Source organism: Streptomyces sp. NPDC051576, from assembly GCF_040681835.1.
GTDB lineage: Bacteria > Actinomycetota > Actinomycetes > Streptomycetales > Streptomycetaceae > Streptomyces.
In genome coordinates, this window is record NZ_JBFAZO010000005.1 from 660,940 (window position 1) to 683,611 (window position 22,672).

General features: G+C 71.6%; 17 protein-coding genes and 2 pseudogenes. 10 read left to right on the plus strand and 9 right to left on the minus strand.

Annotation, left to right across the window (positions count from 1 at the left end):
• Positions 1 to 127: 127 nt before the first annotated feature.
• Complete coding sequence (tuf, locus tag AB0M63_RS20200) at positions 128 to 1,297, minus strand: elongation factor Tu (RefSeq protein WP_355904088.1); 1,170 nt, start codon at positions 1,295 to 1,297, stop codon at positions 128 to 130.
• A 278-nt stretch (positions 1,298 to 1,575) separates the two neighbouring features.
• Entirely contained in the window at positions 1,576 to 2,322 is a 747-nt protein-coding gene (locus tag AB0M63_RS20205) for a DNA alkylation repair protein (RefSeq protein ID WP_366020306.1), read from the minus strand.
• Between the two features lie 50 nt (positions 2,323 to 2,372).
• Here AB0M63_RS20205 and AB0M63_RS20210 point away from each other — a divergent pair, with 50 nt between their 5' ends.
• The gene (locus AB0M63_RS20210; RefSeq protein ID WP_366020307.1) at positions 2,373 to 3,176 is read left to right on the plus strand and encodes a TVP38/TMEM64 family protein; all 804 of its coding nucleotides are present in this window, start codon (positions 2,373 to 2,375) and stop codon (positions 3,174 to 3,176) included.
• A gap of 30 nt (positions 3,177 to 3,206) precedes the next feature.
• Here the strand turns inward: AB0M63_RS20210 and AB0M63_RS20215 are convergent, their stop codons facing one another.
• On the minus strand, positions 3,207 to 4,376 hold the full coding sequence (locus AB0M63_RS20215; RefSeq protein ID WP_366020308.1) for a thiolase family protein: 1,170 nt from the start codon (positions 4,374 to 4,376) through the stop codon (positions 3,207 to 3,209).
• Between the two features lie 118 nt (positions 4,377 to 4,494).
• On the opposite strand from AB0M63_RS20215, the gene AB0M63_RS20220 reads away from it, so the two are divergent.
• On the plus strand, positions 4,495 to 4,989 hold the full coding sequence (locus AB0M63_RS20220; protein WP_366020310.1) for a helix-turn-helix domain-containing protein: 495 nt from the start codon (positions 4,495 to 4,497) through the stop codon (positions 4,987 to 4,989).
• Positions 4,990 to 5,025: 36 nt separating this feature from the next.
• On the opposite strand, the gene AB0M63_RS20225 is transcribed toward AB0M63_RS20220, so the two are convergent.
• Positions 5,026 to 5,964, minus strand: coding sequence for a PmoA family protein (locus AB0M63_RS20225; protein WP_366020311.1), 939 nt, complete (start codon positions 5,962 to 5,964; stop codon positions 5,026 to 5,028).
• Positions 5,961 to 7,142 (minus strand): Gfo/Idh/MocA family oxidoreductase, encoded by a 1,182-nt coding sequence (locus tag AB0M63_RS20230; RefSeq protein WP_366020312.1) that lies wholly within the window; start codon positions 7,140 to 7,142, stop codon positions 5,961 to 5,963. Before AB0M63_RS20230 ends, AB0M63_RS20225 begins: the two co-directional genes overlap by 4 nt.
• Before the next feature lie 252 nt (positions 7,143 to 7,394).
• Here AB0M63_RS20230 and AB0M63_RS20235 point away from each other — a divergent pair, with 252 nt between their 5' ends.
• Positions 7,395 to 8,270: an undecaprenyl-diphosphate phosphatase gene (locus AB0M63_RS20235; RefSeq protein WP_366020314.1), complete on the plus strand. Its 876-nt coding sequence runs from the start codon at positions 7,395 to 7,397 to the stop codon at positions 8,268 to 8,270.
• A 96-nt stretch (positions 8,271 to 8,366) separates the two neighbouring features.
• On the opposite strand, the pseudogene AB0M63_RS20240 reads toward AB0M63_RS20235, so the two are convergent.
• A pseudogene (locus tag AB0M63_RS20240) lies at positions 8,367 to 8,984 on the minus strand (transposase); the annotation flags it as partial.
• A gap of 571 nt (positions 8,985 to 9,555) precedes the next feature.
• Positions 9,556 to 9,819, minus strand: a pseudogene (locus AB0M63_RS20245) (hypothetical protein); the annotation flags it as partial.
• A gap of 348 nt (positions 9,820 to 10,167) precedes the next feature.
• Between AB0M63_RS20245 and AB0M63_RS20250 the strand changes: the two are divergent.
• From AB0M63_RS20250 to AB0M63_RS20280, 7 genes are all read left to right on the plus strand, one after another.
• Positions 10,168 to 10,437: a hypothetical protein gene (locus tag AB0M63_RS20250; RefSeq protein WP_366020315.1), complete on the plus strand. Its 270-nt coding sequence runs from the start codon at positions 10,168 to 10,170 to the stop codon at positions 10,435 to 10,437.
• Between the two features lie 149 nt (positions 10,438 to 10,586).
• Positions 10,587 to 11,819 carry an MFS transporter gene (locus AB0M63_RS20255; RefSeq protein WP_355904058.1) on the plus strand — a complete coding sequence of 411 codons (1,233 nt, stop codon included), beginning with the start codon at positions 10,587 to 10,589 and terminating at the stop codon, positions 11,817 to 11,819.
• A gap of 255 nt (positions 11,820 to 12,074) precedes the next feature.
• On the plus strand, positions 12,075 to 13,286 hold the full coding sequence (locus AB0M63_RS20260) for an aminotransferase class III-fold pyridoxal phosphate-dependent enzyme (RefSeq protein WP_366020317.1): 1,212 nt from the start codon (positions 12,075 to 12,077) through the stop codon (positions 13,284 to 13,286).
• Complete coding sequence (locus AB0M63_RS20265; protein WP_355904052.1) at positions 13,283 to 14,665, plus strand: aminotransferase class III-fold pyridoxal phosphate-dependent enzyme; 1,383 nt, start codon at positions 13,283 to 13,285, stop codon at positions 14,663 to 14,665. The genes AB0M63_RS20260 and AB0M63_RS20265 overlap by 4 nt, the downstream gene beginning before the upstream one ends.
• A gap of 23 nt (positions 14,666 to 14,688) precedes the next feature.
• Positions 14,689 to 15,327, plus strand: a complete 639-nt coding sequence (locus AB0M63_RS20270; protein WP_355904049.1) for a thermostable hemolysin — start codon at positions 14,689 to 14,691, stop codon at positions 15,325 to 15,327.
• Positions 15,314 to 16,900 (plus strand): AMP-binding protein, encoded by a 1,587-nt coding sequence (locus AB0M63_RS20275; protein WP_366020318.1) that lies wholly within the window; start codon positions 15,314 to 15,316, stop codon positions 16,898 to 16,900. Before AB0M63_RS20270 ends, AB0M63_RS20275 begins: the two co-directional genes overlap by 14 nt.
• Before the next feature lie 82 nt (positions 16,901 to 16,982).
• Positions 16,983 to 17,900, plus strand: coding sequence for a TauD/TfdA family dioxygenase (locus AB0M63_RS20280; protein WP_355904043.1), 918 nt, complete (start codon positions 16,983 to 16,985; stop codon positions 17,898 to 17,900).
• 54 nt (positions 17,901 to 17,954) lie between these two features.
• On the opposite strand, the gene AB0M63_RS20285 is transcribed toward AB0M63_RS20280, so the two are convergent.
• Both AB0M63_RS20285 and AB0M63_RS20290 read right to left on the minus strand, forming a co-directional pair.
• Positions 17,955 to 19,535 carry a carboxylesterase family protein gene (locus AB0M63_RS20285; RefSeq protein WP_366020319.1) on the minus strand — a complete coding sequence of 527 codons (1,581 nt, stop codon included), beginning with the start codon at positions 19,533 to 19,535 and terminating at the stop codon, positions 17,955 to 17,957.
• A 213-nt stretch (positions 19,536 to 19,748) separates the two neighbouring features.
• Positions 19,749 to 22,619 carry a BREX system ATP-binding domain-containing protein gene (locus AB0M63_RS20290; protein ID WP_366020320.1) on the minus strand — a complete coding sequence of 957 codons (2,871 nt, stop codon included), beginning with the start codon at positions 22,617 to 22,619 and terminating at the stop codon, positions 19,749 to 19,751.
• Positions 22,620 to 22,672: the final 53 nt, after the last annotated feature.

Consider the following 22,672-nt stretch of genomic DNA (forward strand, 5'->3'; position numbering starts at 1 on the left):
GCTCGTTCACGGGTGTCGGCTCGTTCACGGGTGTCGGCTCGTTCACGGGTCCATTGTGCCGGTGTGACGGCTGGTGCGGCGCGGGCGCGAAGGTGCCCGCCCCCGAAGGGACGGGCACCCACCTCGCTCAGCCGACCTCCGTCACCGTCCCCGCCCCGACCGTCCGCCCGCCCTCGCGGATCGCGAAGCCGAGACCCGGCTCCAACGGGACCTCACGACCCAGTTCGACCGTCATCGTGACGGTGTCCCCGGGGCGCGCGACCGCAGTCCCTCCGAGGTCGATGTCGCCCACGACGTCCGCGGTGCGGATGTAGAACTGCGGCCGGTAGCCCGTCGACACCGCGGTCGTACGGCCGCCCTCGCGGGCCGACAGCACATACACCTGGGCCGAGAATCGGCGGCTCGGTACGACGCTGCCGGGCGCCGCGACGATGTGTCCGCGTCGTACCGCGTCGCGCGGCACACCGCGCAGCAGCAGCGCCACACTGTCACCGGCCTGCGCCTCCGCCATGGGCTTGCCGAAGGTCTCCAGGCCGGTGACCACCGACTCCACGGCGGCGCCGAGCACTTCGACCCGGTCGCCCACCCGGACCGTGCCCCGCTCGACCGCGCCCGTGACGACCGTTCCGCGCCCGGTGATGGTGAGCACGTTCTCGACCGGTAGCAGGAACGGCGCGTCCAGATACCGCTCGGGCATGGGCACATAGGTGTCCACGGCGTCGAGCAGCGCGTCGATCGACGCCGTCCAACGGGGGTCCCCCTCAAGGGCCTTGAGGCCGGACACCCGTACGACGGGCACGGCGTCGCCGCCGTAGCCGTTCGCGGTGAGCAGTTCGCGGACCTCCAGCTCCACCAGGTCGGTCAGCTCGTCGTCGCCCGCGTCGGCCTTGTTGAGCGCGACCACGATGTGGTCGACGCCCACCTGTCGGGCGAGCAGCACGTGTTCGGCGGTCTGCGGCATGATCCCGTCGAGCGCGGAGACGACGAGGATCGCCCCGTCGAGCTGCGCGGCCCCGGTGACCATGTTCTTGACGTAGTCGGCGTGGCCGGGCATGTCGACGTGGGCGTAGTGCCGGGTGTCGGTCTCGTACTCGACGTGCGCGATGTTGATGGTGATGCCGCGCGCGGCCTCCTCCGGCGCCCGGTCGATACGGTCGAACGGTACGAAGGTGGACGCCCCGCGCTCGGCGAGGACCTTGGTGATGGCGGCGGTCAGGGTGGTCTTGCCGTGGTCGACATGGCCCATCGTGCCGATGTTCAGATGCGGTTTCGTGCGGACGTATGCCGTCTTGGACATGGCGGTACCTCGAAGCCTGGTGAAGTGGAATGCGGGGACCCCGAGGACTCGCCGACCCTCCCCCTGCGGGGTCCGCCGGACGATCCGGAGAGGGTCAGCTTCGAGCGCCGTCGACTGCGACGAGGAGAACAGGCACGGGAACGGCAGCCTTCTGAGCATCCGCGAGCGCGGATGCTGCGAGGTGGAAGGCGTACCGGAACATGAGGCCGATCATTGCCGACGCTTTGCCCCACGTCGAACGATTTATCAGCACACGGAAGTTCAGGCGCCGATGTTCTTCAGGGCCCGACGTTCTTCAGGGCCTCACGCACCGACAGCGGCGCGAACCGGCCCTTCTCCCTCGCCAGGAAGCCGCGTACCGCCTCCGGGTCCGTCTTGGCGTACTCGCGCAGGCACCAGCCGATGGCCTTGCGGATGAAGAAGTCGGGGTGTCCGGACTGGCGCAGGCAGTACGCGAAGAGGCGATCGGTGTCGGTGCGCTCCTTGTACCGCAGTTGGTGGAGCAGGGCGGTACGCGCGACCCACAGGTCCTCGTCGACGATCCACACGTCCATGTCGGTCTTCAGCTTCGGATCGGCGGCGACCAGGCCTCCCACCACGTGGGCGGCGAGTGCGTCGACGGTGTCCCACCAGGGGACCGTCGAGACGAGGTGGCGCGCGACCGGCAGGAAGCCGGAGGTGCAGTGCGTCACATGGCGGCGCAGGTAGTCCACCGCGAAGTACTGGTACTCGCGCTCGGGCAACGCCCAGCAGCGCAGGGCGATCGCGGTGCAGTCGGCCTCGTCCGGGCGGGGCGTGCCTGCAAGGACCGTGCGGGACAGGGCACGGCGCGCGGGTGTGGTGAGGCCCAGGTAGGGCGCCACGTCCTTCATGTACGCCCGCATGGTCGCCGCGCGCTCAGGGTCGGCCGCGGCTCCGTACGTGGCGGTGAGCCGCTCCAGCACGGTGTCGGCGAGAACACTGGCCGGAACACTGTCCGCAACGCTGGCTGGCACCTCCGGCGTGCCCGCACCTGTGACGTTCATGAGACGAACCATACGGCGATCACATACACAGGTCGGTTAGTGTCGCCGACATGCTCGCCGATGCCACCACCCGTTCTGGGGGCACCGCCACGGCCTCTCCCCCGGCCCTGGCCACGGAGCTCGCCGTCGCCCTCCCCGCGGTCGTGCCCGTCGCGCCTCTGCTGCCCGTTGCCCCGGTCGGCTTCACCGCGCGCTGCACGAGAGCGCTGCTCTCGCCGTGGTCGCGGCTTTCGCTGCTCCTCGTCCTGCTCGCCGGGGCAGCGTCGACCGTGCTGCTGTTCCACCCACAGCGACTGCTCTCCGACGGCTGGCCACCCCAACTCGGCGGCATCGCGGCCGCGTTGGTGTTCGCGGCGGCATACGGCCTGTGCAGTGTGGCGTTCGTACCGCGCCCGCTGCTGAACCTCGCGGCGGGCGCGCTGTTCGGCTCCCAGCTCGGCACCGGCGCGGCGCTGGCGGGCACGGTGCTCGGCGCCGGCATCTCCTTCGGCCTGGGCCGTGTGCTGGGCCAGGACGCCCTGCGCCCGCTGCTGCGCGGCCGGTGGCTGAAGGCCGCGGACGGCCAGCTCAGCCGGCACGGCTTCCGTTCGATGATGGCGGCACGGCTCTTCCCCGGACTGCCGTTCTGGGGCGTGAACTACTGCGCCGCCGTCTCCCGTATGCGCTGGACGCCGTTCCTGCTCGCGACAGCCCTCGGGTCGCTCCCGAACACCGCCGCCTACGTCGTCGCCGGCGCCCGCGCCTCCAGCCCCACCTCGCCTGCCTTCCTGATCGCGATGGCCTGCATCACCCTGCCGGCCCTCGGCGGCGCGGTGGTGGCCTGGCGCAAGCGCCACCACCTGCGCGCCCGCTGACGCGCCGGCCGGCTGGTCAGGGCCAGCCAGTCAGGCGGCTTCCAGGACCATCGCGTTGGCGAGGCCACCCGCCTCGCACATCGTCTGCAACCCGTAGCGCGCCCCGCGGTCCCGCATCGCGTGCACGAGCGTGGTAGTCAGGCGGGTGCCGCTCGCCCCGAGCGGGTGGCCGATCGCGATGGCCCCGCCGTGCACGTTGACCTTGGCGAGATCGGCGCCCGTCTCCTGCTGCCAGGCCAGAACCACGCTGGAGAACGCCTCGTTGACCTCGAACAGGTCGATGTCGTCCAGAGTGAGCGATGCCCGGCGCAGCACCTTCTCCGTGGCCGGGATGACACCGGTGAGCATGAGAAGCGGGTCGGAACCGGTCACGGCGAAGCTGTGCAGCCGGGCGAGCGGGCGCAGTCCGAGACGGGCCGCGGTCTCACTGGACGTGATGAGGACGGCGGAGGCACCGTCATTGATCGGGCTGGAGTTGCCGGCCGTGATGTTCCACTCGATCTGCGGGAAACGCTCGGCGTAGGTGGGGTCGTAGAAGGCGGGCTTCAGGCCGGCGAGGACCTCGGTCGTGCTGCCGGGACGTACACACTCGTCGCGCGAAGCACCCGCTAGGGGCGCCACCTGGGCGTCGAACAGGCCCGCGTCCCAGGCGGCGGCCGCCTTGTGGTGCGAGGAGACCGCGTAGGCGTCCAACTGGTCGCGTGTCATCGACCACTTCGCGGCGATGAGTTCGGCGCTGATGCCCTGCGGGACGAGGCCCTCCGGGTAGCGCCCGGCGATACCGGGGCCGAAGGGGTCCGTGCCGGGCAGCACGCTCGACCCCATCGGCACGCGCCCCATGGACTCCACTCCACAGGCCACGACCAGGTCGTACGCCCCCGAGATCACGCCTTGCGCCGCGAAGTGCACGGCCTGCTGCGAGGAACCGCACTGCCGGTCCACCGTGGTCGCGGGCACCGACTCCGGGAAGCCCGCCGACAGCACGGCCTGCCGGGTGATGTTGACGGCCTGTTCACCGACCTGCGTGACCGTGCCACCGATGACGTCGTCGACGAGCGCCGGGTCGATGCCGGTGCGCTCGACGAGGGTGCGAAGGGTGTGCGCGAGAAGTTCGACGGGGTGGACCTGGGCGAGGGAACCGTTCGGCTTGCCCTTGCCTACGGGTGTGCGTACGGCTTCGACGATCACTGCGTCACGCATGGTGCGGGCCTCCACAACAGTTACAGCTGCCACAGTTACGGCTACCAGTGAGTAGGGAATCCAAACTCACGATAGCCGTGTCAGTTGGAAAATCAAACCCTCCCTTAAGCTAAGCAATATGGCCGCCCCCAAAGACCCGCGCCCCTGCTCCATCGCCGACGCCCTCGCACTCGTCGGCGAGAAGTACTCCCTGCTCGTCCTGCGGGAGGTGTGCCTGGGCAATCGCCGCTTCGACCAACTGGTCCGCAACATCGGCGCCCCGCGCGATGTTCTGGCCGCCAGACTGCGCCGCCTGGTCGACACCGGGATCCTCACCCGGCGGACCTACAGCGAGCACCCGCAGCGCTTCGAGTACCGGCCCACGGAGGCGGGGCTCGACCTGGAGCCGGTCCTGATGACGCTCATGGCATGGGGCGACCGTCATCTCCGGAAGGACTCGCTCGACCGCCCCATGGTGATCGAGCACATCTGCGGCCACGAACTGGTCCCGGCCGTCACCTGCACCGCCTGCGGCGCCCCGGTCCGTCACGAGGACCTGACGGCCCACCCGCAGGCCCCCGGCTGGACCGTGACGGGTCCCGCGGCCGCAGGGGCTCAGACGGTTCCGTCTTAGACGGCCGAGGTCACCCCGGGTGCGGTCACCCCGCGTTCACCACGGCCGCGACTCCAGATACTTGGCGATCTCCTCCCGCTCCCACGCCCCGTCGGCGACGACGACCCGGTAGCGCCGGGTGAGGGTGTCACCGGGGGCCAGCGCCAGCTCGTCGTGGAAGGCGAAGGAGGCGGCGATCCCCGCGAACGGCTCGTTGCGTACGAACCAGTGGGCGGGGTGGGTGCCGTGCTCGCCGGTGTGGTCGTTCTCGGGGGCGTGCGCGAAGACGACGGTGGCGTGGCCGTCGGTACCGTCGTGCTCGCCGGAGAGCGCGAGCCAGGGGCTCTGGGTGCCCATCAGCTCGGGACCCTCGCCGTCGGGACCGATGATCCGGCCGTCCCGGAAGGCACGCGGACCGCGCCAGAACAGGCCCGTGTAGCCCGCCGCCGCGCGGCCCGCGGTGGTCGGGCTGCCGAAGACCAGGGGCTCGGCACGACGGTTCGTCACGGCGCTCGTCCAGGTCAGCGCCCAGGCACCGGACTCCGTGTCGACGTCATGCACCTCGATCCGGCGCCGCTCGTCGGCCCAGAGTTCGCCGCTGTACGGGTGCCAGGTGAGGCGCTCGGCGATGACGAGACGTTCGTCGCCCGAGTCGTCGTGGAGATCGATCTCGTCGAAGGCGACATGTGCCATCGACCCGACCCGCTCAGGGAGTTCGAGATACCCCTCACCGTGAACGTATGTGTTGCCGCCCCACAGGTTCGAGCCCGACAGATGCGAGGCGGTGAACTGCAGGCCCTTGTGCCAGCGGTGGTCGTTGGGCCGGTAGTCGGTGACGACGTCTCCGGCCAGCGTCCTGATCGGGTGGAGGTACGGCTTCGGCGCCTCCCAGGCCGCCTCGGGCCGGTAGACGTAGCTGAACAGCTCGACGCCGGTGGCCGTTTCGGTCACCGTGATGCGGTCGCCGTGGGCGTGGACGATACGCAGACCGGTCACGCCGGCACCTCCTCGCGCGCCGCGGGCGCCCAGCCGGGGGCGCCGCCGTGCAGCGCCGTGTAATAGGGGTCGCCGGGGCCGATCTCGCCGGCTCGTACGGTCGTGTCCGTGAACGCCGACTTGTAGAGCGCGGTGATCAGTTCCAGGCTGGTGCGCCCGTCGGTTCCGCTGCTGCGCGGCCGCTCGCCGGCGCGCATGCTCACGACCAGTTCACGCAGTTGCTCCAGATGCGAACTCGGCACGTCCGGCCCGAAGTCCTGCCAGGCCGCGGCGTCCTCCCCCGAGACGTCCGGGGCGGGCGTGACGCGCCAGTTGTCGTTGCTGTGGCCGTACAGGTGGGTGAGTTCGACGGTGGCGCGCTCGCAGTCGATGCGGATGCGGCTGACCTCGTCGGGGCTCAGGACGCTGTTCACGACGGTCGCCAGCGCACCGTTCTCGAAGCGGACGAGGGCGGTCGAGACGTCCTCGGTCTCCACGTCGTGGACCAGCCGCCCCGCCATGGCCTTCACCTCGCTCCACGGTCCGAGCAGATCGAGCAGGAGATCCATCTGGTGGATGCCGTGTCCCATGGCGGGACCGCCGCCCTCACTCGCCCAGCGACCGCGCCAGGGCACGGCGTAGTAAGCGGTGTCGCGGTACCAGGTGGTCTGGCAGTGCGCCACCAGCGGCCGCCCCATGGCCCGCTCGGCGAGCAGTCGGCGCACATGCCGGGTGCCCGACCCGAAGCGGTGCTGGAACACGATCGAGGCGTACGGCCCGCCTGCGCCCTCCGCGCCCTCTTCTTCCTCCACGGCGTCGAAGTCGGCCAGTGTCGGCACCGGCGGCTTCTCGCACCACACCCAGGCGCCGGCCCGCAGCGCGGCGACGGTCTGCGCGCGGTGCAGGGTGGGCGGAGTGCAGATGGTGACGAGGTCGGGCCGCTGTTCCCGGAGCATCTGCTCCAGGTCGGTGTAGGCGTGCGGGATCCCGGCCTCGGCACGGAAGGACTCGGCCGCGGTGGCATCGATGTCAACGACGGCGACGACCTCGGTCTCGCCCTCCTCGGCGAGCCGGGCGAGCGCGGGGAAGTGGGAGCCGCGGCCGATCGCGCCGGCGCCGACCACGGCGGCCCTGATGCGGCGGCCGGTGAGCGGCGGCAAGGGCTGGAACGCCCCAGGGTTGGTGGCGGGTGTGGGCATGGGCGTGATCAGCACTCCTCCGGAGACAGCGAGCGCATCCAGCAAGCGCTTTCCTCCGCTGCAACGTATGCGCCGCCCCCGCAGCAGGTCAACACCATGATTCCGGAGTCGCCAGACCGCCCGTGAAACCCCTGTGTCCCGTCTATCACACCGGGACGCTACGCTGCCCCTTAAACACACCCGGTGCGCCGCGCGCGGCGTTTTGGCGTGTCCTTTGCCCCTTCACGAGCAGCACTTGGACGCCGTAACTCCATGTCTTGGTTTGAATCCCTCATCCTCGGGCTCGTCCAGGGGCTGACCGAGTTCCTGCCCGTGTCCTCCAGCGCCCACCTGCGGCTGACGGCGGCCTTCTCGGGCTGGAGGGATCCCGGCGCGGCCTTCACGGCGATCACGCAGCTCGGCACGGAGGCCGCCGTGCTGATCTACTTCCGCCGAGACGTCGCGCGGATTCTCTCCGCATGGTTCCGGTCGCTCACGAACAAGGAGATGCGGCGCGACCACGACGCCCAGATGGGCTGGCTGGTGATCGTCGGCTCCATACCGATCGGCGTGCTCGGCGTCACGCTCAAGGACCAGATCGAGGGGCCGTTCCGGGATCTGCGGATCACCGCCACGATGCTGATCGTGATGGGCGTCGTCATCGGCGTCGCCGACCGGCTCGCGGCCCGCGACGAGACGGGCGGCAGGCACCGGGCGCCCAAGCAGCGCAAGACACTTGAGAACCTCAACGCCAAGGACGGCCTCCTGTACGGCGTCTGCCAGGCGATGGCCCTGGTCCCCGGTGTCTCCCGCTCGGGCGCGACCATCAGCGGCGGCCTGTTCATGGGCTACACCCGTGAGGCGGCGGCCCGTTACTCCTTCCTCCTCGCCATGCCGGCCGTACTGGCCTCGGGCGCCTTCGAGTTGAAGGACGCGGCCGAGGAGGGGCACATCGCGTGGGGGCCGACGATGTTCGCGACGGTGATCGCGTTCGTGGTCGGGTACGCGGTCATCGCCTGGTTCATGAAGTTCATCTCGCACAAGAGCTTCATGCCGTTCGTCTGGTACCGCATCGCCCTCGGCATCGTGATCATCGCGCTGGTGACGGCGGGCGCGCTGAGCCCGCACGCGGCGGAGTCGGCGGGCTGACACAGTCCACACTTGTAGCGCTATCCAGCATTTCCTAGCGCCTGACTGGGAGAGTGCGGCACGGCGCTGTGCCGCTGGCCTGTCGGGGGTGTGCCCTCACCGGCTGTGGACGGTCATCCGCTGGAGGTTGTAGGCGAAGATCCCCAGTCCCGCCCAGGTCTGGGCGCCGGCCAGGCGGCGCAGGCGGGTGCGACGGAAGCCGAAGCTGCGCTTGAGGTGACTGATACGGGCCTCGACACCGACTCTCCAGTTGCGCATGCGCCGGAATTGGCGGCTCTGTTCGTACTCACGCCGTGCCTTTCCCAGCTTCCCGGCTCGTTGCAGGCCGATCCGCTGGACACCGAGTTCGGCCAGGGCCAGATCGTTGACCGCGGTGCCGAAGCCGCGGTCAGCGACGACCGTTCCCGGCGGGCGGCCGGTCAGTGACACGGCGCGCTGCACCGAGGGAATCAGTTGCGGCGCATCGGCCGGGTTTCCGCGCTGGACCTGGTGGTCGACGATGAAGCCGCGTTCGTCCTCGGCCACGAGTGTGGTGTAGCCGAACTGGGTGGGGTGCTGGGGCTTGCCCTTGCGGATCGGTCGGGCGTCAGGGTCGGCCAACGAGACCAGCCGGTCAGGGATGGTGCGGATGCCCGCCAGTCGCAAGGCGGTCTGCTCCAGCAGCCGGCGGGTGCCCGCCGACATCTCGGACGGCTCGCCCACCAGGTGAGCGATGAATATCCGAGCCCCACAGGCCAAGGTCAGTCTGTAGATCAGCGATGGCAGGAGCAGGAGCACTGGCTGTTGCAGTGGGCGTCCATGCCGCCGGCGCACGCAGCGCTGCGTCCGTAGCCGTTGTTCCGGACCGGTTACTGCGAGACCTGGTTCATGGTCGACTCCTGTGCGCGAGAGCTGTTTCGTCACTTCAGCGGTGAGAGAAGCACTGTGGGAACGGATCACCCACGGCGGGCCTCGTCGACGATCAACATCCGTATAGGGAACGGCATCTCGCATTGGTCACCTGCTGGCGATCAGCGGTTCTGTCGGTGCACCTTTCTCCCCTCCTCGGCCTTGTCCTCGGCGCGAGCGGCAAGGGAAGCACACGTAAAAAGGCCCTCGATAGCTGGTACGGCGCGTGGGAGCTGCACGAGGAGACGGCTCAGGAAGCCTTCACCACGTAGGTGCCCAGGTCGTCGGCCTCGACGATTCCCGGGACGGAGCCGCCGGAGCGCAGGGGTGCGATGTAGCGGGTCATCGTGGCCTCTCTCGGCACTTTCTCAGGTCAACCACTTCATTGACCTTGCAATCAATGGCAGACTTCGTAGGCGTCTATCAGCGGGAATTGCCCGTCAGTAGCCCTGTAGCCCTGGGCAGAATCTGGGGAGTTTCGACCGACATGCAGATCTCCCTGCCTCCCCAGCAACCCATCGACGACGCGCCGGACCTTGCTTCCGGCCTCCGGCATGAAGTGAGCATAGTGACCGAGGGTGATTGCCGGCGAGGAGTGCCCGCGCCATCACGCCACGGTCGCCACGGACTCTCCCGCCTCCAGCATGACCGAGGCACAGGTCCGCGCCGGCTCGACGCCGGAGTCCGAACAACAGGCCGCCGGACGCGTCAACCGCGAAGGGCATCGCCCCGCTGCCGACAGCGTCGTGACCATCTTCGAACCGACCGACGGACTCCCGTCACCTGTGATCTACAACCGGTCCGCACCGCGCACGTCCTGTCCGGCTAACTGCTCTCCGACGAGGAGCATGCAGCCGGCCTGGTCATCGACGCGGGCGGGTCCGCCCTGGGCAGAGAGATCGTGTCAGGCCGCGAACGGATCACGGGCTACGACCGCGTCCACCAGGTCGCACCTGCCCCGTGCGTACCCACCCGTCACTCGGCCACCTCTACCGCAACCTCGCGCATCATGGCCCTGACCGCGTTCGGGGACCCGGACCGCTACTACAAGGAACTCCGCGACCTCGTACATCTCGGCGAGCACGGTGTACACATCGCGGCGCCCTCGGCCTCGTACGACGCCGACACCCCGTTCGGGATCGAAGGCGCAGTCTGGACAGCGCAGTCCGCCCGTACAAAAGCCTATGGACGCCCTCGCGACCTGGCCGCGGCGGCACAGCGCGTCTTCGCCGCCGCACGCACCGGCCGGCGGCTGCGGGTCGACCGCTCGGCGCGCTGAGGCCGATGGCGGCATCACGCACATACGTGATGCCGCGCACCGTATACGCGTTCACGGGATGGGCGGGTCCGGGTCTCCAGCCATGATCGTCGAAACGGCGACGACGGAGCGCCGTCACACCCTTATCAGCGGGAGAAGGAAGAAGTCCGGTGACTCAACCATCCAGCCCTGTACCGGGTCTCGTGCCGGCCCGTCCGACGCCCGCCCCGCACACAGTGCGCAAGGCTGGTCTGATCGCCGGAATCATTCTCGTCTCCCTCAACCTCCGCCCGGCGATCACCAGCCTCGGCCCGCTGCTCCCGCAGATCGAGGAGGATCTGCGGCTCTCCGGTACCGGTGCGGGCCTGCTCACCATGCTGCCGGTGCTCTGCCTGGGCGTGTTCGCGGGGCTCGGTCCCGCGTTGCGGCACAGGTTCGGCGAGGACCGCGTCCTGCTCGGCTGTCTGCCCGTGCTGCTCGCAGGCATCCTGTTGCGGCTGCTCCACCCGACCGCCCTGCTGTACGTCGGCACCGTCGTGATCGGCGGTGCGATCGCGGTGGCCAACGTCGTGCTGCCCAGCCTGATCAAGCGTGAGTTCCCGGACCGGGTCCCGCTGATGATGGCCACGTACACCATGGCCCTCACCTTCGGCGGCGCCGCGGCGGCCGGTGCGGTCATTCCGCTGGAGAGCGTGGTGGACACGGACTGGCGCGGCTCACTGGGCTTGCTCGCCGCGCCCGTGGTCGTGGGCATCATCGCCTGGCTGCCGTACGGGAGGCGCGGCGTGCGCACGAGCGAGGGCGGCCGCACGCCCGTCCGGCCGCTGTTGCGCGACCGGCTGGCCTGGCTCATCACAGCCTTCGTCGGTCTCGAGGCCCTGCTGGCCTACGTGATCTTCGGCTGGCTGCCCGCCATCTGCGTCGACCGCGGGCTGAGCGAGGAGGCAGCCGGCTACATGATGTCGGCGATCACCTTCCTCCAGGCCGCCGGCTCCATGGTCGTCCCGTTCTTCGTCGACCGGGGCGGCCGGGGCCAGCGGGGCTTCTGTGTAGTCGTCTCGCTCGGCACGGCCGTGGGCCTGATCGGCGTGGTCGTCGCGCCGATGTGGACCATCTGGCTGTGGGCGGTGGTCCTCGGCATCATCGGGGGCGCCGCCTTCAGTCTGGCGTTGACTCTCATCGGCCTGCGCGCCGGCGACGGTGACAGCGCCGCCGGGCTGTCCAGCATGTCGCAGGGCGTCGGCTATGCGCTCGCCGCGGCCGGGCCCTTCGGGGTCGGCGCGCTGCACCAGTTGTCCGGCGGCTGGGGTGTGCCCCTGGCGGTGCTCGTCGGCCTCTGTGTCCTGATGGCCGTGATCGGGCTCGGCGCGGGCCGTGACGCGACCCTCTCCCTGAAGCGCTGACGAGGCCACGGAACCCGACACCGCGCCGGCCGTCTCCCGCTGTTCGCCCCACGCTCAACGCCCACGCCCCACCCACACACCCCACCCCCTACGCCCACGCCCTACGCCCTCTACCCGCGCGTCTTCACACCCACCTGCCCCGGCCGTCCGGCACGCCGACCCGACTCGGGCCTCGTGCTGCCCGCGACCGCCGGGTAACCGTCTGATGGGAAACAGAAGATGAAACCTTCACGCTCATCCGCCACAGGCACGGACATGGGTAAGCCCGCCGACCGGGTCGATCCCGCGGCGGTCGTCCACCGGCACCTGATCCGGGACGGGCCGCCCTCGGACCGGCCGGTGCCCGTGATCGCCCATCAGCACGGGGCCCGGATCGAGACCCGGGACGGCAGAGTGCTGCTGGACGCCGCGAGCGCTGGATTCGGCGGCGCACACCCGCGGGTCCGGGCCGCCATCGCCGACCAGGCCCGCCGGGTCGCGCTTTCCAGCCGGATCCTCGCCAGCCGGCCGCTGGCCGGGGCCGTGGCGGCGCTCGCGGAGTTCTGCCCGGGGCCGCTGTCGGTGTCGTACCTCTGCAACAGCGGTGACGAGGCCCTGGACTCGGCGTTCAAGCTGGCCAAGGGCACCCACCCGGACCGCCCGTACGCGCTCGGCATCCACGGCGAGAACTTCGGCACCCTCAGCCACGGAGCGTCGCTCGGCACGGGGAGCGCCGTGCTGCCCGGGGCCCCGCTGCGCCCGCGCACGGTTCCCGCAGGTGCGCCGGAGGAACTGCTCGAGCAGGTCGACGAGTCGGTGGCGGCCGTGGTGATCGCCCCGGCGGCACCCGGTCGCCCGCTCGGCCGGCTGGCCCTGGACTGGTGGGTCGCACTGCGGGAGCGCTGCCACCGCACCGGCACACTGCTCGTCGTCGACGAGCGCCGCACCGGCCCGGCCCGGCTCGGCCGCCCGCTCGGCACCGGAGCGCTGGGGATCTTCCCGGACGTCCTGGTGCTGGGCGAGACGCTGGGCGCCGACGCCGTCCCGGTGGGCGTCTCCGTCATGACACGGGCCGCCTACGAGCGGGTCTACGGCCGCCGCAACCCCAGCCTGCACGGTTCCACCTTCGGCGCCAACCCGCTCTCCGCGGCCGCCGTGAGCGCCGTACTGGACGCCGTGGTCGGGGACGATCTCGCCACACCGCAGCGGGAGTTCGAGCAGGAGGCCCTCCGGCTGCGGGAGGAGCAGGCCGGCTCCGTCGAACTGCACGCGGACGGCTCCCTGCTGTGGGTCCGCACCGGGGGCGCCGGCACCGCCCGGCGGCTCGCCGCCGAACTGGCCGACCGGGGCGTCCTGGTGCGCGCTCCGGTCGGCGGCTTGGTCACCCTCGCACCGCCGCTCACGGCCGAGCGGGAGGACACCGACCAGATCCTGAAACGGCTCGCCGAGGCGTTGAAGGAACTCGACCACGAGGAGACCGGACGATGAGCACCGCGACCGCGGTGGCGGCCCTGGACCGGCAGCAGGTCCTCACCACGCTGGGCCGCCACTGGAACCCCACCGCCGCGCTGATGATGGCCGCGGCCGGGCGGCAGTTGGAGTCGCACGCCCGAGGCAGTGAGGTGTTCGCCGAGGACGGCTCCCGCGCCCTGGACTTCGCCGGAAGCTACGGCGTCTTCATCGTCGGCCACCAGAACGACGCCGTCCGCGAGGCGGTCCTGGACGCCCTGGAGACGGCGCCGGCCCTGGTACCCGGGACCGTCCACCCGGCGACCGCCGATCTGTTCACCCTGCTGACGGAGATCCTGCCTGCCGGGCTCACCGAGTTCTCGCTGGGCTGCTCCGGCGCCGAGATCTCCGAAATCGCCCTGCGCGCCGCCTACTTGGCCCGCCCCGGCCGCCGCCGGATCGTCATCGTGGCCGGCGGCTACCACGGCAAGACGCTCGGCGCCCTCACCGTCCTGGGCCAGCACGAGCACCGGAACGGCTTCGCACCCGCAGACGACGACCTGGTGATCGTGGAGCCGGGCGACGCACGGGCCGTACGGGAAGCCGTGCGCGGTGGCGACGTGGCCGCCGTGTACGTCGAACCGGTGCTGGGCGGCGCCTACTTGAGGGTGCCGCCGGCCGACTTCATGCCGGAGGTTGCCGCGGCCTGCCGGGACACCGGCACGCTGCTCGTCGCCGACGAGATCCAGACCGGGTTCGGGCGCACCGGCAGGATGTTCGCCGTCGAGCACTCCGGTGTGGAGCCGGACATCATGCTGCTGTCCAAGGCGCTGACCGGCGGCTTCGTTCCCGTCGCGGTGGTCGCCATGACGGAGGAGGTGCTGGCCGAGGCCCGCCGGTCGTCCCAGTGGTACCCGGGGGTGCTGGACGGCACCGCGGCCTCCGCGCTGTCCATGGCCGCCGCCGCGGCCACCATTCACGAGGTGCGGGAGAAGAACCTGCCGGAGCGGGCCGAGACCGTCGGCCGGGCGTTGCGGGAGGGTCTGAAACGGGCGGTCCGCAAGCATCCGCGCCATCTCGTGGACGCGCCCGGCATCGGGCTGATGACGGGGCTGCGCACCCGCAACCCATCGGTGGAGAACCTGATCTCGATGCAGATGGCGGCCGGGGGGATCCATCTCGGGCACTCGCTCAACGAGCAGATAGACCAGCCCGTCCTGCGCTTCTACCCGCCGCTGACCGTGTCCGCCGCCGACATCGAGCGCGTGCTGGTCGCGCTGGACGAGTCGCTGGACTGGCTGGACCGGCGTCCGGCCTGGCTCATGCGCCGGATCACCTGGCTGCTGCGCCGTCAGTACCGGCTGCCACCGGCGCTGGTTCTGAAGCTGATGCACTCCGACCTCGAAGTGAACTGGTGACCGGGCAGCAGAGGAGGATTCACATGGAGATAGCCATCGCTCAGTCCGGCACGCCCGAGTACCACGAGGCGCGGACGTTCGCCCAGCACAGCTACTGGAAGGCCTACGGCGCAATGACAGCGCCCAGCCCGGACCGTTTCGTCACCGTCCGTGAGGCGTCCGGCGGTCCGATCGCGGCCTGCGCCGGACTCACCGGACCGGGCTCACAGGGATTCTTCTCGGAGAACTACCTCGGAGCGCCCGTGGAGCGGGTGCTGACGTCCGTGGTGGAGGCCGCTCCGGAGCGCGACGAGATCGTGGAGGTGGGCCCCCTGGCCGGCTCGGGCGGTGCGGGAGGCGAGCTGATCCGTCTGCTGCCGATCATCGCCTGGTGCCAGGGGAAACGATTCATCCTCGCGACCGTCACCGACAAGGTGGAGCGGTCGATGGCCGGTGCGGGCGTGCCGTTCCTGCCGCTGCGGCCGGCCACCACCCACTGGATGGACGAGGTCACGCGGGCCAACTGGGGGACGTACTACGACAGTTCGCCGACGACCGGGGTGGTGCCGCTGGACAGCATCGGCCGTCTGATCAACAGCCTCACCGGCCGCTACAACTTCGTCGAGCTCGCCGTGCGGACCCTCGTCGGCACGGCACAGGAGGTGTCCGGTGCACACGCTTAAGAAGACGCTCCTGTCCCTGTCCGAGGACGAACGCCCTCTCGTCGACGTGCTCGCCGCCGACGGCTCGGTGGCCCGCTCCTACTCCTACCGCCGGATCGTGGGCGCCGCGGCCGTCGTCGCCGCGGCCCTGCGCGCACACCCCGTGCGCCCGCGCGGCCCCCGCCCGGACGGCGACCCGACCGACCCCGCCCAGATCCAGGTGGGCGTAGTCACCGCCAACGGGCCGGAGTTCCTCGTCGCCGACTTCGCCGTGCTCGGCGCGGGCGCCGCCGAGGTGGTGGTCCCGCTGGCCTTCACCGCCGAGCAGACGGCCGCGATGCTCGCGGACATCGACATCTGCCTCGCCGACGAGGCGGGGGTGCGGCGGCTGAGAGAGTGGGGCCTGGAGAAGGTGCTGCCCGCGGGTGTCGAACTGCGCGTGCTCGACATCGAGCGGGACCCGTCCGGCACCGACCCGCTCTTCACGGACCTGGACGCGGGCGATCGCCTCTGCAAGATCATCCACACCTCGGGCACCACCTCCAAGCCCAAGGGTGTCTGCATCCGCGAGGCCGCACTGGAAGAGCTGATCGGCTCGCTGCGCTCGGCGATGCCACCCGACGCCTACCGGCGCTATCTCTCGCTGGTGCCGATGAGCCTGCTCATCGAACAGGTCACCGCTGTCTACCTGGTGGTGTGCGACGGCGGCACGGTCGTACTGCTGCCGCCCGGGGTCCCGCTCGTGGGCACCTCCTCCTTCGCCTCCCAGGCGGTGCTGCCCCACATCCGCGCCGCGCATCCCACCGCGCTCGTCGTCACCCCCGCCCTCGCCGAGGCCCTGCTGACGGCGGCGGACGGCGCACGCGCCGCCCGGCGTGATCCGGTGCCCGCCCTGTTCGGGCGGGTGGAGGCCCCGCTGGTGTGCTGCGGCGGCGCCCCTGTCGACGCCGACACCCTGAGGCGTCTCGACTCCCACGGGATCCCCGTGCACGAGGGGTACGGGCTGAGCGAGAACAGCTCCGTGGTCAGCTGGAACACCCCTGTCGCACGCCGGCTCGGCAGCGTCGGCGCTCCTCTCCCCCACGTCCGGGTGCGCACCGCGCCCGACGGTGAACTGCTGGTCAAGAGCACATCGTTGTTCGCCGGGTACAAGGGCGGCGACGACCCGTCCGGTTGTGAGGTCGACGAGGACGGCTGGCTGCACACCGGCGACCTCGCCGACATCGAGGACGGCTACATCTGGATCAGGGGCCGCAAGAAGAGCGTCATCATCACCGCCGCGGGTCGCAACGTGGCCCCCGAGTGGGTGGAGGCCCAGTACCGCTCCCACCCGGCCGTGCTGGCCGTCGCGGTCGTCGGCGACGGACTGCCCGCCCTGCACGGCCTGTTCCTGGTGGACCCGGAGGCCCCGCTCGACACCGTACGCGCCGAACTGGACGCACTTGGACGTGAACGGCTCTCGGACGTGGAGCGCGTGGAGGTCGCCCACCTGGTCCCGGCGGACGAATCCCTGCACACAGAGTTCTTCACCGTCACCGGCCGCCCCCGGCGCTCTGCGGTCCAGAAGGCCGTCACGGCAGGCCGCTTCGGCTGACGGCCCCCCCGCCGCGCTGGTCACGGCGACCAACGCGGCAGCGCACCTGGCAGCCGCCCCTATCGGCACTCCGAGGAGAACCATGATCGACCATGCGCGTACGACCCTCTACGGCTCCGGCACCGGCCAGCTCCTGACGCCAGCAGAGCCGGACACCACCCTGGGCACCCTGGCGCCCGGACAGGTGATCCGGACACTGCGCGAGGCGGGCTTCCTCCTGCTGCGCGGCTTCCGCCCCGACCTCGAACAGTTCTCGGCGTTCGTCGGCGCCCACTCCGAGCGCGTCACCCTCGACCCGGCCCGCTCCTTCCACGGTGGCTCCACTGCGCAGAAGGTGGACGCCGGTTACGACGCGGTCGGCCTGCACCTGGAGAACGGCAACAGCCCGTTCGCACCCACCCTCACCTGGTTCTTCTGCGAGAAGGCCGCCTCGTCCGGCTCGCAGACCACGGTGTGCGACGGCTACCGGGTGTGGGACGCGCTCAGCGACGAGGCACGCGGTCTCTTCCGCGAGCACGAGATCGTCTACAGCCGACGGGTCGAGGAGTCCAAGTGGAAGGCCTTCGCAGCCTTCCATCTGGGCACCTCCGACGCGGCCTCGGTCACCGTCGACCAGCTGCGGGACCTGGCCGGCGGCCCCGGCGAGAGCGTCATCGACCTGCTCGGCGACGGCTCGATCCACTACGCCTACCAGGTCTCCGCCGCGCACGGCACCCTCTTCGACGAGCGGCTCGCCTTCGCCAACAGCATCCTCGGCCCCTCCAACCACTACGAGAAGCCGCGCATCACCTTCGCCGACGGCCGGGCCGTACCCCCGCACATCCTCAAGGAGGTGGAGAGCGTCACCGAGGAACTGACCGAGGAACTCGACTGGACCGACGGCGACGTTGCCCTGATCGACAACACTCGGGTCATGCACGGCCGCCGCGCCATCACCGACCCCGAGCGCTCCATCTACAACGCCCAGAGCGACCTGGACCGGGTTCTGCTGACCGTCTGACGACACCCGCCCGACACGGTGCCGCCGGGAGCTGCCCGGCGGCACCTTCATGCGTCAGGCCCACAACTGCGGTCGTCCCGGCTCCAGCAGCGACCCGAGCAGCACGCCGTCCCGCTCCCCGCCGACCACCCGGACCGCGGGACGCTCCCGCCGGTACGGCCGCCAGCCGTCCTCCGGCACCCCGGTCCGTACGAAGGCGCCCCACAGCCGCCGCACCAGCACCCGCAGCGCGGCCATCTCCTCCTGGTCGGCGTCGGCGAACAGCGGGGCGTGCCGCGCCTCGGCACGCCCCAGCAGAAACGGTATCTCCACACAGTGGCAGGCCCGCAGGCTCGCGGCCCGGCCGGGCACCCGCCAGTCGAAGCGGAAGAGCCGGACGCTCGCGCCCCACGCGTCGGCGAGGTCGGCGAACTGCTCGGTGGGCGCGGTGAAGAACGCGTCGGTCTTCAGCTCCTCGAAGCCGACGCGCCACTCCGTGCCCGAGGTGTAGTGCCGCAGCGCCTCCTCGGCCCTGGGACCGAACACCGCGGCGAACTCCGCCGCGACCTCCTCCCGTGTCAGCCCGTCCAGGCCCGGGTCGTTGCCGTACCACAGCGCGCACTCGTGCCGGGTGACGCCCGCGAGGAGGTCGAGTCCGTCCGGCGGGGGCGCGCCGCGCAGGGCGCCCGGCAGGTCAGCGGCGACGACCTCGTGGTCAGTGACGAGCTGGAACGGCGGCCGTACGTCACCGCGCGGGCGGGGCCGGCCGAGGACGTACCGCTGGGCCAGCAGCATCTGCTCGCCGGACATGGTCCGCAACCGCGCGGGGTCCGTCGGGAGCGCGGCGAGGAAGTCGTCGGCGATCCGCGCCGCCTCCTGCCGGGTTTGCGGTGCCATGCCCAGCGGCGCGCTGTGCAGGACCGCGCGCCGAAAGAGCGGGCGCACCTGCGGCAGCGCCAGCAGCGCCGCGAGGGACTGCCCGCCCGCCGACTGGCCGACGACCGTGACGCGCTCGGGGTCCCCGCCGAAGGCGTGGATCTCCCGCGCGACCCAACGCAGCGCGGCGATCTGGTCCAGGAGGCCTGCGTTCGTGACGTGGGTGGTTCCCGGCGGCACACGGAAGGAGAGCTCGGTGCCCGCGCCCTCGACGGCGGCCGGCTCGGCCCAGGACGGGGCGAGGAAACCCAGCGCGCCCAGCCGGTAGTTGACCAACACGACGACGAGCCCCTCCTGCGCGGCGAGTTCGGCGCCGTCGTACCGGGGCAGGTCGGCGCCCCCGGTGAGAAAGCTGCCGCCCGGCAGCCACACCAGCACCGGGTGCGGACCGTCGCCGGGCTCGGCGGGCGCCCACACGTTGACCGTCAGACAGTCCTCCGTCTGCGCCACCCCGACCGGGTCACCCATCAACGCGGCGAAGGGGGAAGGCAGTTGCAACGGCACTGTCCCGACCGGACCGTCGGCGCGCAGCGGCTCGCTCCACCCGGGGTGCGGACGCGGCGGCATGAACCGGTCCGCCCCGACGGGCGGCGCCGCATACGGCACACCGCGATACGCCACCACCCCGCGCCCCGCCCCCTCCAGCCGACCGACCATGGGGCCGCCCGACACCTCCGTCACGGTCCGTCTCGTCGCCGAGCCAGCGTCAGCAGCGCGCATGGGTGCGTGTCTCCTTGTCCGTCGGGTGGGGGTGTTTCGTGGTGGGCGCAAAGGTGTGCGCGGTGCAGTTGTCTGTGGGCTGGTGGTGGGGCGGCCGGTTTTGTCGCGGCGTGCGGGGGCTGCCGCTCGGTACCTCCGTTGCGGTCCGGGCGGTCACGGAGCCGGCGTCAGCAGCGCGCACGGGCGCTCGTCTCCCTGTCGGTCGGGGTGGGGCTACTTCGAGGTGGGGGCCGGGACCTGGTGCGCCGGGGAGCTGTGCGCCAGCACGTACCGGGCCAGTTCCACCCTGCGTGACACGCCCAGCTTGGCGAAGGCGCGGCGCAGGTGGGAGTCCACAGTGTGCGCGGAGACCGCGAGGCGCTGGGCGGTCTCCCGGTTGGTCAGGCCCTCCACGACCAGGCGTACGACGCGTACCTCGGACGGCGTGAGGCTGTCCCAGCCGGCCTCGGTCTCCGGCCCGCGCGCGGCCAGGGCTCGTGTGGCGGTCGGCGTCTCCTGGACGATCCGACCCGATGAGAACCGCGTCCGGCGCCGCACCCGCTCCGCGCCCAGCCCCGCTCCGGCGGCCACCAGGATGCGCTGCGCCTCCTGCAGCATCTCGGTCGCGCGCAACGGCTCGCCCCGCGCTCGCGTGGCCTCCGCCGCATCCTCCAGCGCAGACGCGAGGGCGAGCGGATGCGAACCGCCGCGAAAAGCCCGAACGGCGCGATGCAGAGGGGCCGCGAGACCCCGGTACAGCCCCTGCACGTGGAGGGTGGCCCCGGCCAGCGGGTTGATGCCGGGACTCTGCCGGGCCAGACGACGGGCCAGGTCAACCACCCCGGCGGCATGTTCGCGCGCGTCGGCCCGCAGCGCGATCCGCACCAGGTGCGGCATGATCAGCGGATCCGCGGCGAGCAGCCACACGTGCTGCCCCGGATCGGTCCAAAGGTCCGTCAGCTGCCGTACGGCCGCCTCCGGATCGCCCGCCGCGTCGAGATGGAACGCGGTGACCAGCGCCGGGAAGGCACCGGTGAACCCGGATGGCGTGCCACCCGGCGACGCCAGGCTCGCCCCGGCCCGCTCCAGGTCTCCGCGCACCGTCGCCAGCAGCACCAGCATGGCCCGCAGCGCCGTGCGGCTGCCGAGGTCGTCGAGCCGCCCGCACGCGTCCAGTCCGGCCTGCGCCTCCTGTTCAGCGTCGGCGAGGCGGCCGCAGTGCCACAACTGCACGGATCGGGCGAAATGCCAGCGCGGCGCCGCCCACCCCCACATCTGCTCGCCGGTGGTGTCCCGCCAGGCCTTCAGCACCTCGCCAGCGTCCAGGGGACGCCCGGCCGAGCTGAGGATCAGCGCGGACACGGCAGGATCCCACCCGAGGCCGCGCTCCGCGCCGTACGGCCCGTCGGCGACCGCCTCGCCCGCGAGCCGCAGCGCCACGCCGACGTCACCCGCGCGCTGGGCAAACCCGGCCAGCAGGGCCGTGCCGAGGGCCGCCGAGGTGGGGTCGGCTGTCTGCCGGGCCAGCGCCACTGCCGACCGGGCCAGCCGCGCCGCGCGCGCGGTGTCGCCCCCGGAGGCCGCCAGGCAGCGGGCCTCCAGCGCGGTGAGCCACGCTCGTCGGCGGGCCGGGGCCCGCGTGTCCTCGGCCGCCCGTCGCAAATGCCGCAGTGCCTCCTGGGCCTGCCCCAACCGCAGGAGCACTTCCACGAGTTCAGCGAACGCCTCGACCTCGGCGTCGGTCTCCCAGCCCGCGCTTGCCAGGTCCGCGTCGAGCAGCCGGTGGGCGGCGCCGGGCTGACCGGTGGCGAGGAAGAGCCGTACCGCCGTCCGCACCGGCCCGACCGCCAAGGGGTGGTGGCGGCGCAGCTGGGCAAGCAGGGCCCCGGACAGCTCCTCGCGCTCATGGGACGGCACGGAGTCCTCGTTGCGCTTCAGCCACTCCAGATGGGCCGCTGCCTGCTCCAGGTCCTCCTGCGTGCCGGAGAGGATCAGATGCCCGATGGTTGCCGGGCCGGGCCGCCCCTCCACCGCGCTCAGCCGGGCCGCCTCGGCGTGCAGCGCGCGCCGCACGGGGCCGAGGAGGCTGTCGTGAAGGGCCTGGTGGACGAGCGGGGCCCGGAAGCGGAACGCGACGCCGTCGTCCTCCAGCAGCCCCGCGGCCGCCGCCTCCTGCGCGGCGGCCGCCAGTTCCATCGTCGACCGGCCAGTGAGCGCGGAGGCCTCCCGCAGCGAGAACCGCGGCCCCAGCACCGACCCCACCTGCAACAGCTCACGGGTCTGCGGGGCCAGTCCGGACAGCACTGGCGCGGCGGCGCGGGCCGGATCTGCGGGCGGATGCCCGCCGAGCACCCGCACCGTGCCGTCCTCGGTGCGGATCCGCCCCTCCTCGCGCAGCAGTTGGACCAGCCGCTCGATGAGGGCGGGGATGCCGCCCGTCGTGGTCACCACCCGGCGGATGTCCTCGGGCCCCGCCGCGCCGAGGAACTGGGCCGCCAGCTCGGCGGCGGCCGGCTCGTCCAGCGCGGACAGGGCTACGACCTCGGCGTGGTCGGTGAGCAGGCGGTCGAGGGCGTCCCGCGTAGGCCGTACGACAGGAAAGTCGGTGCAGGCGGCCAGCCACAGAACCGGCACGTCGGCGAGCCGGGGGAGCAGGGTTTCCAGGGTGGCAAGAGTCAGCTGGTCCGCCCACTGGAGGTCGTCCAGGATGATCACCAGGGGGGACTGGGCGGCCCGCCGCACGATGAGGCGGTGCAGCAGCTTGATCAGCTGGCTCCAGTGTGTGGGCCGGTCGGCGAACCCGGCCAGCGAGCGCGCCTGCACGGCGCTGACCACCGGCTGGGGGCCCGCGCTGAGCGCGGCGAGCAGCGGGGCCATCGCGGAGTGCTGGTCGAGGCGGGCCAGCCGGACGGTCGAAACGGCCATGCCCCGTCGCGCCGCCTGCGTGCCGGCCGTCCGCAGCAGCAGAGACTTGCCCGAGCCGGATGGTCCGTGGAACATCAGCAGGGAACCCCTGCCCGCCGCCGCCGCGTCCAGCGCGGCCCGTAATGCCGCCCGCTCCCGCTCGCGCCCGACGAGACGCTGGTCCTCTCCAGGTGTCGGCACGGTGTGTTCCCTCTCTGTCGCGCCGCCTCAGATGTGCCCGCCGTCGCCGCCGC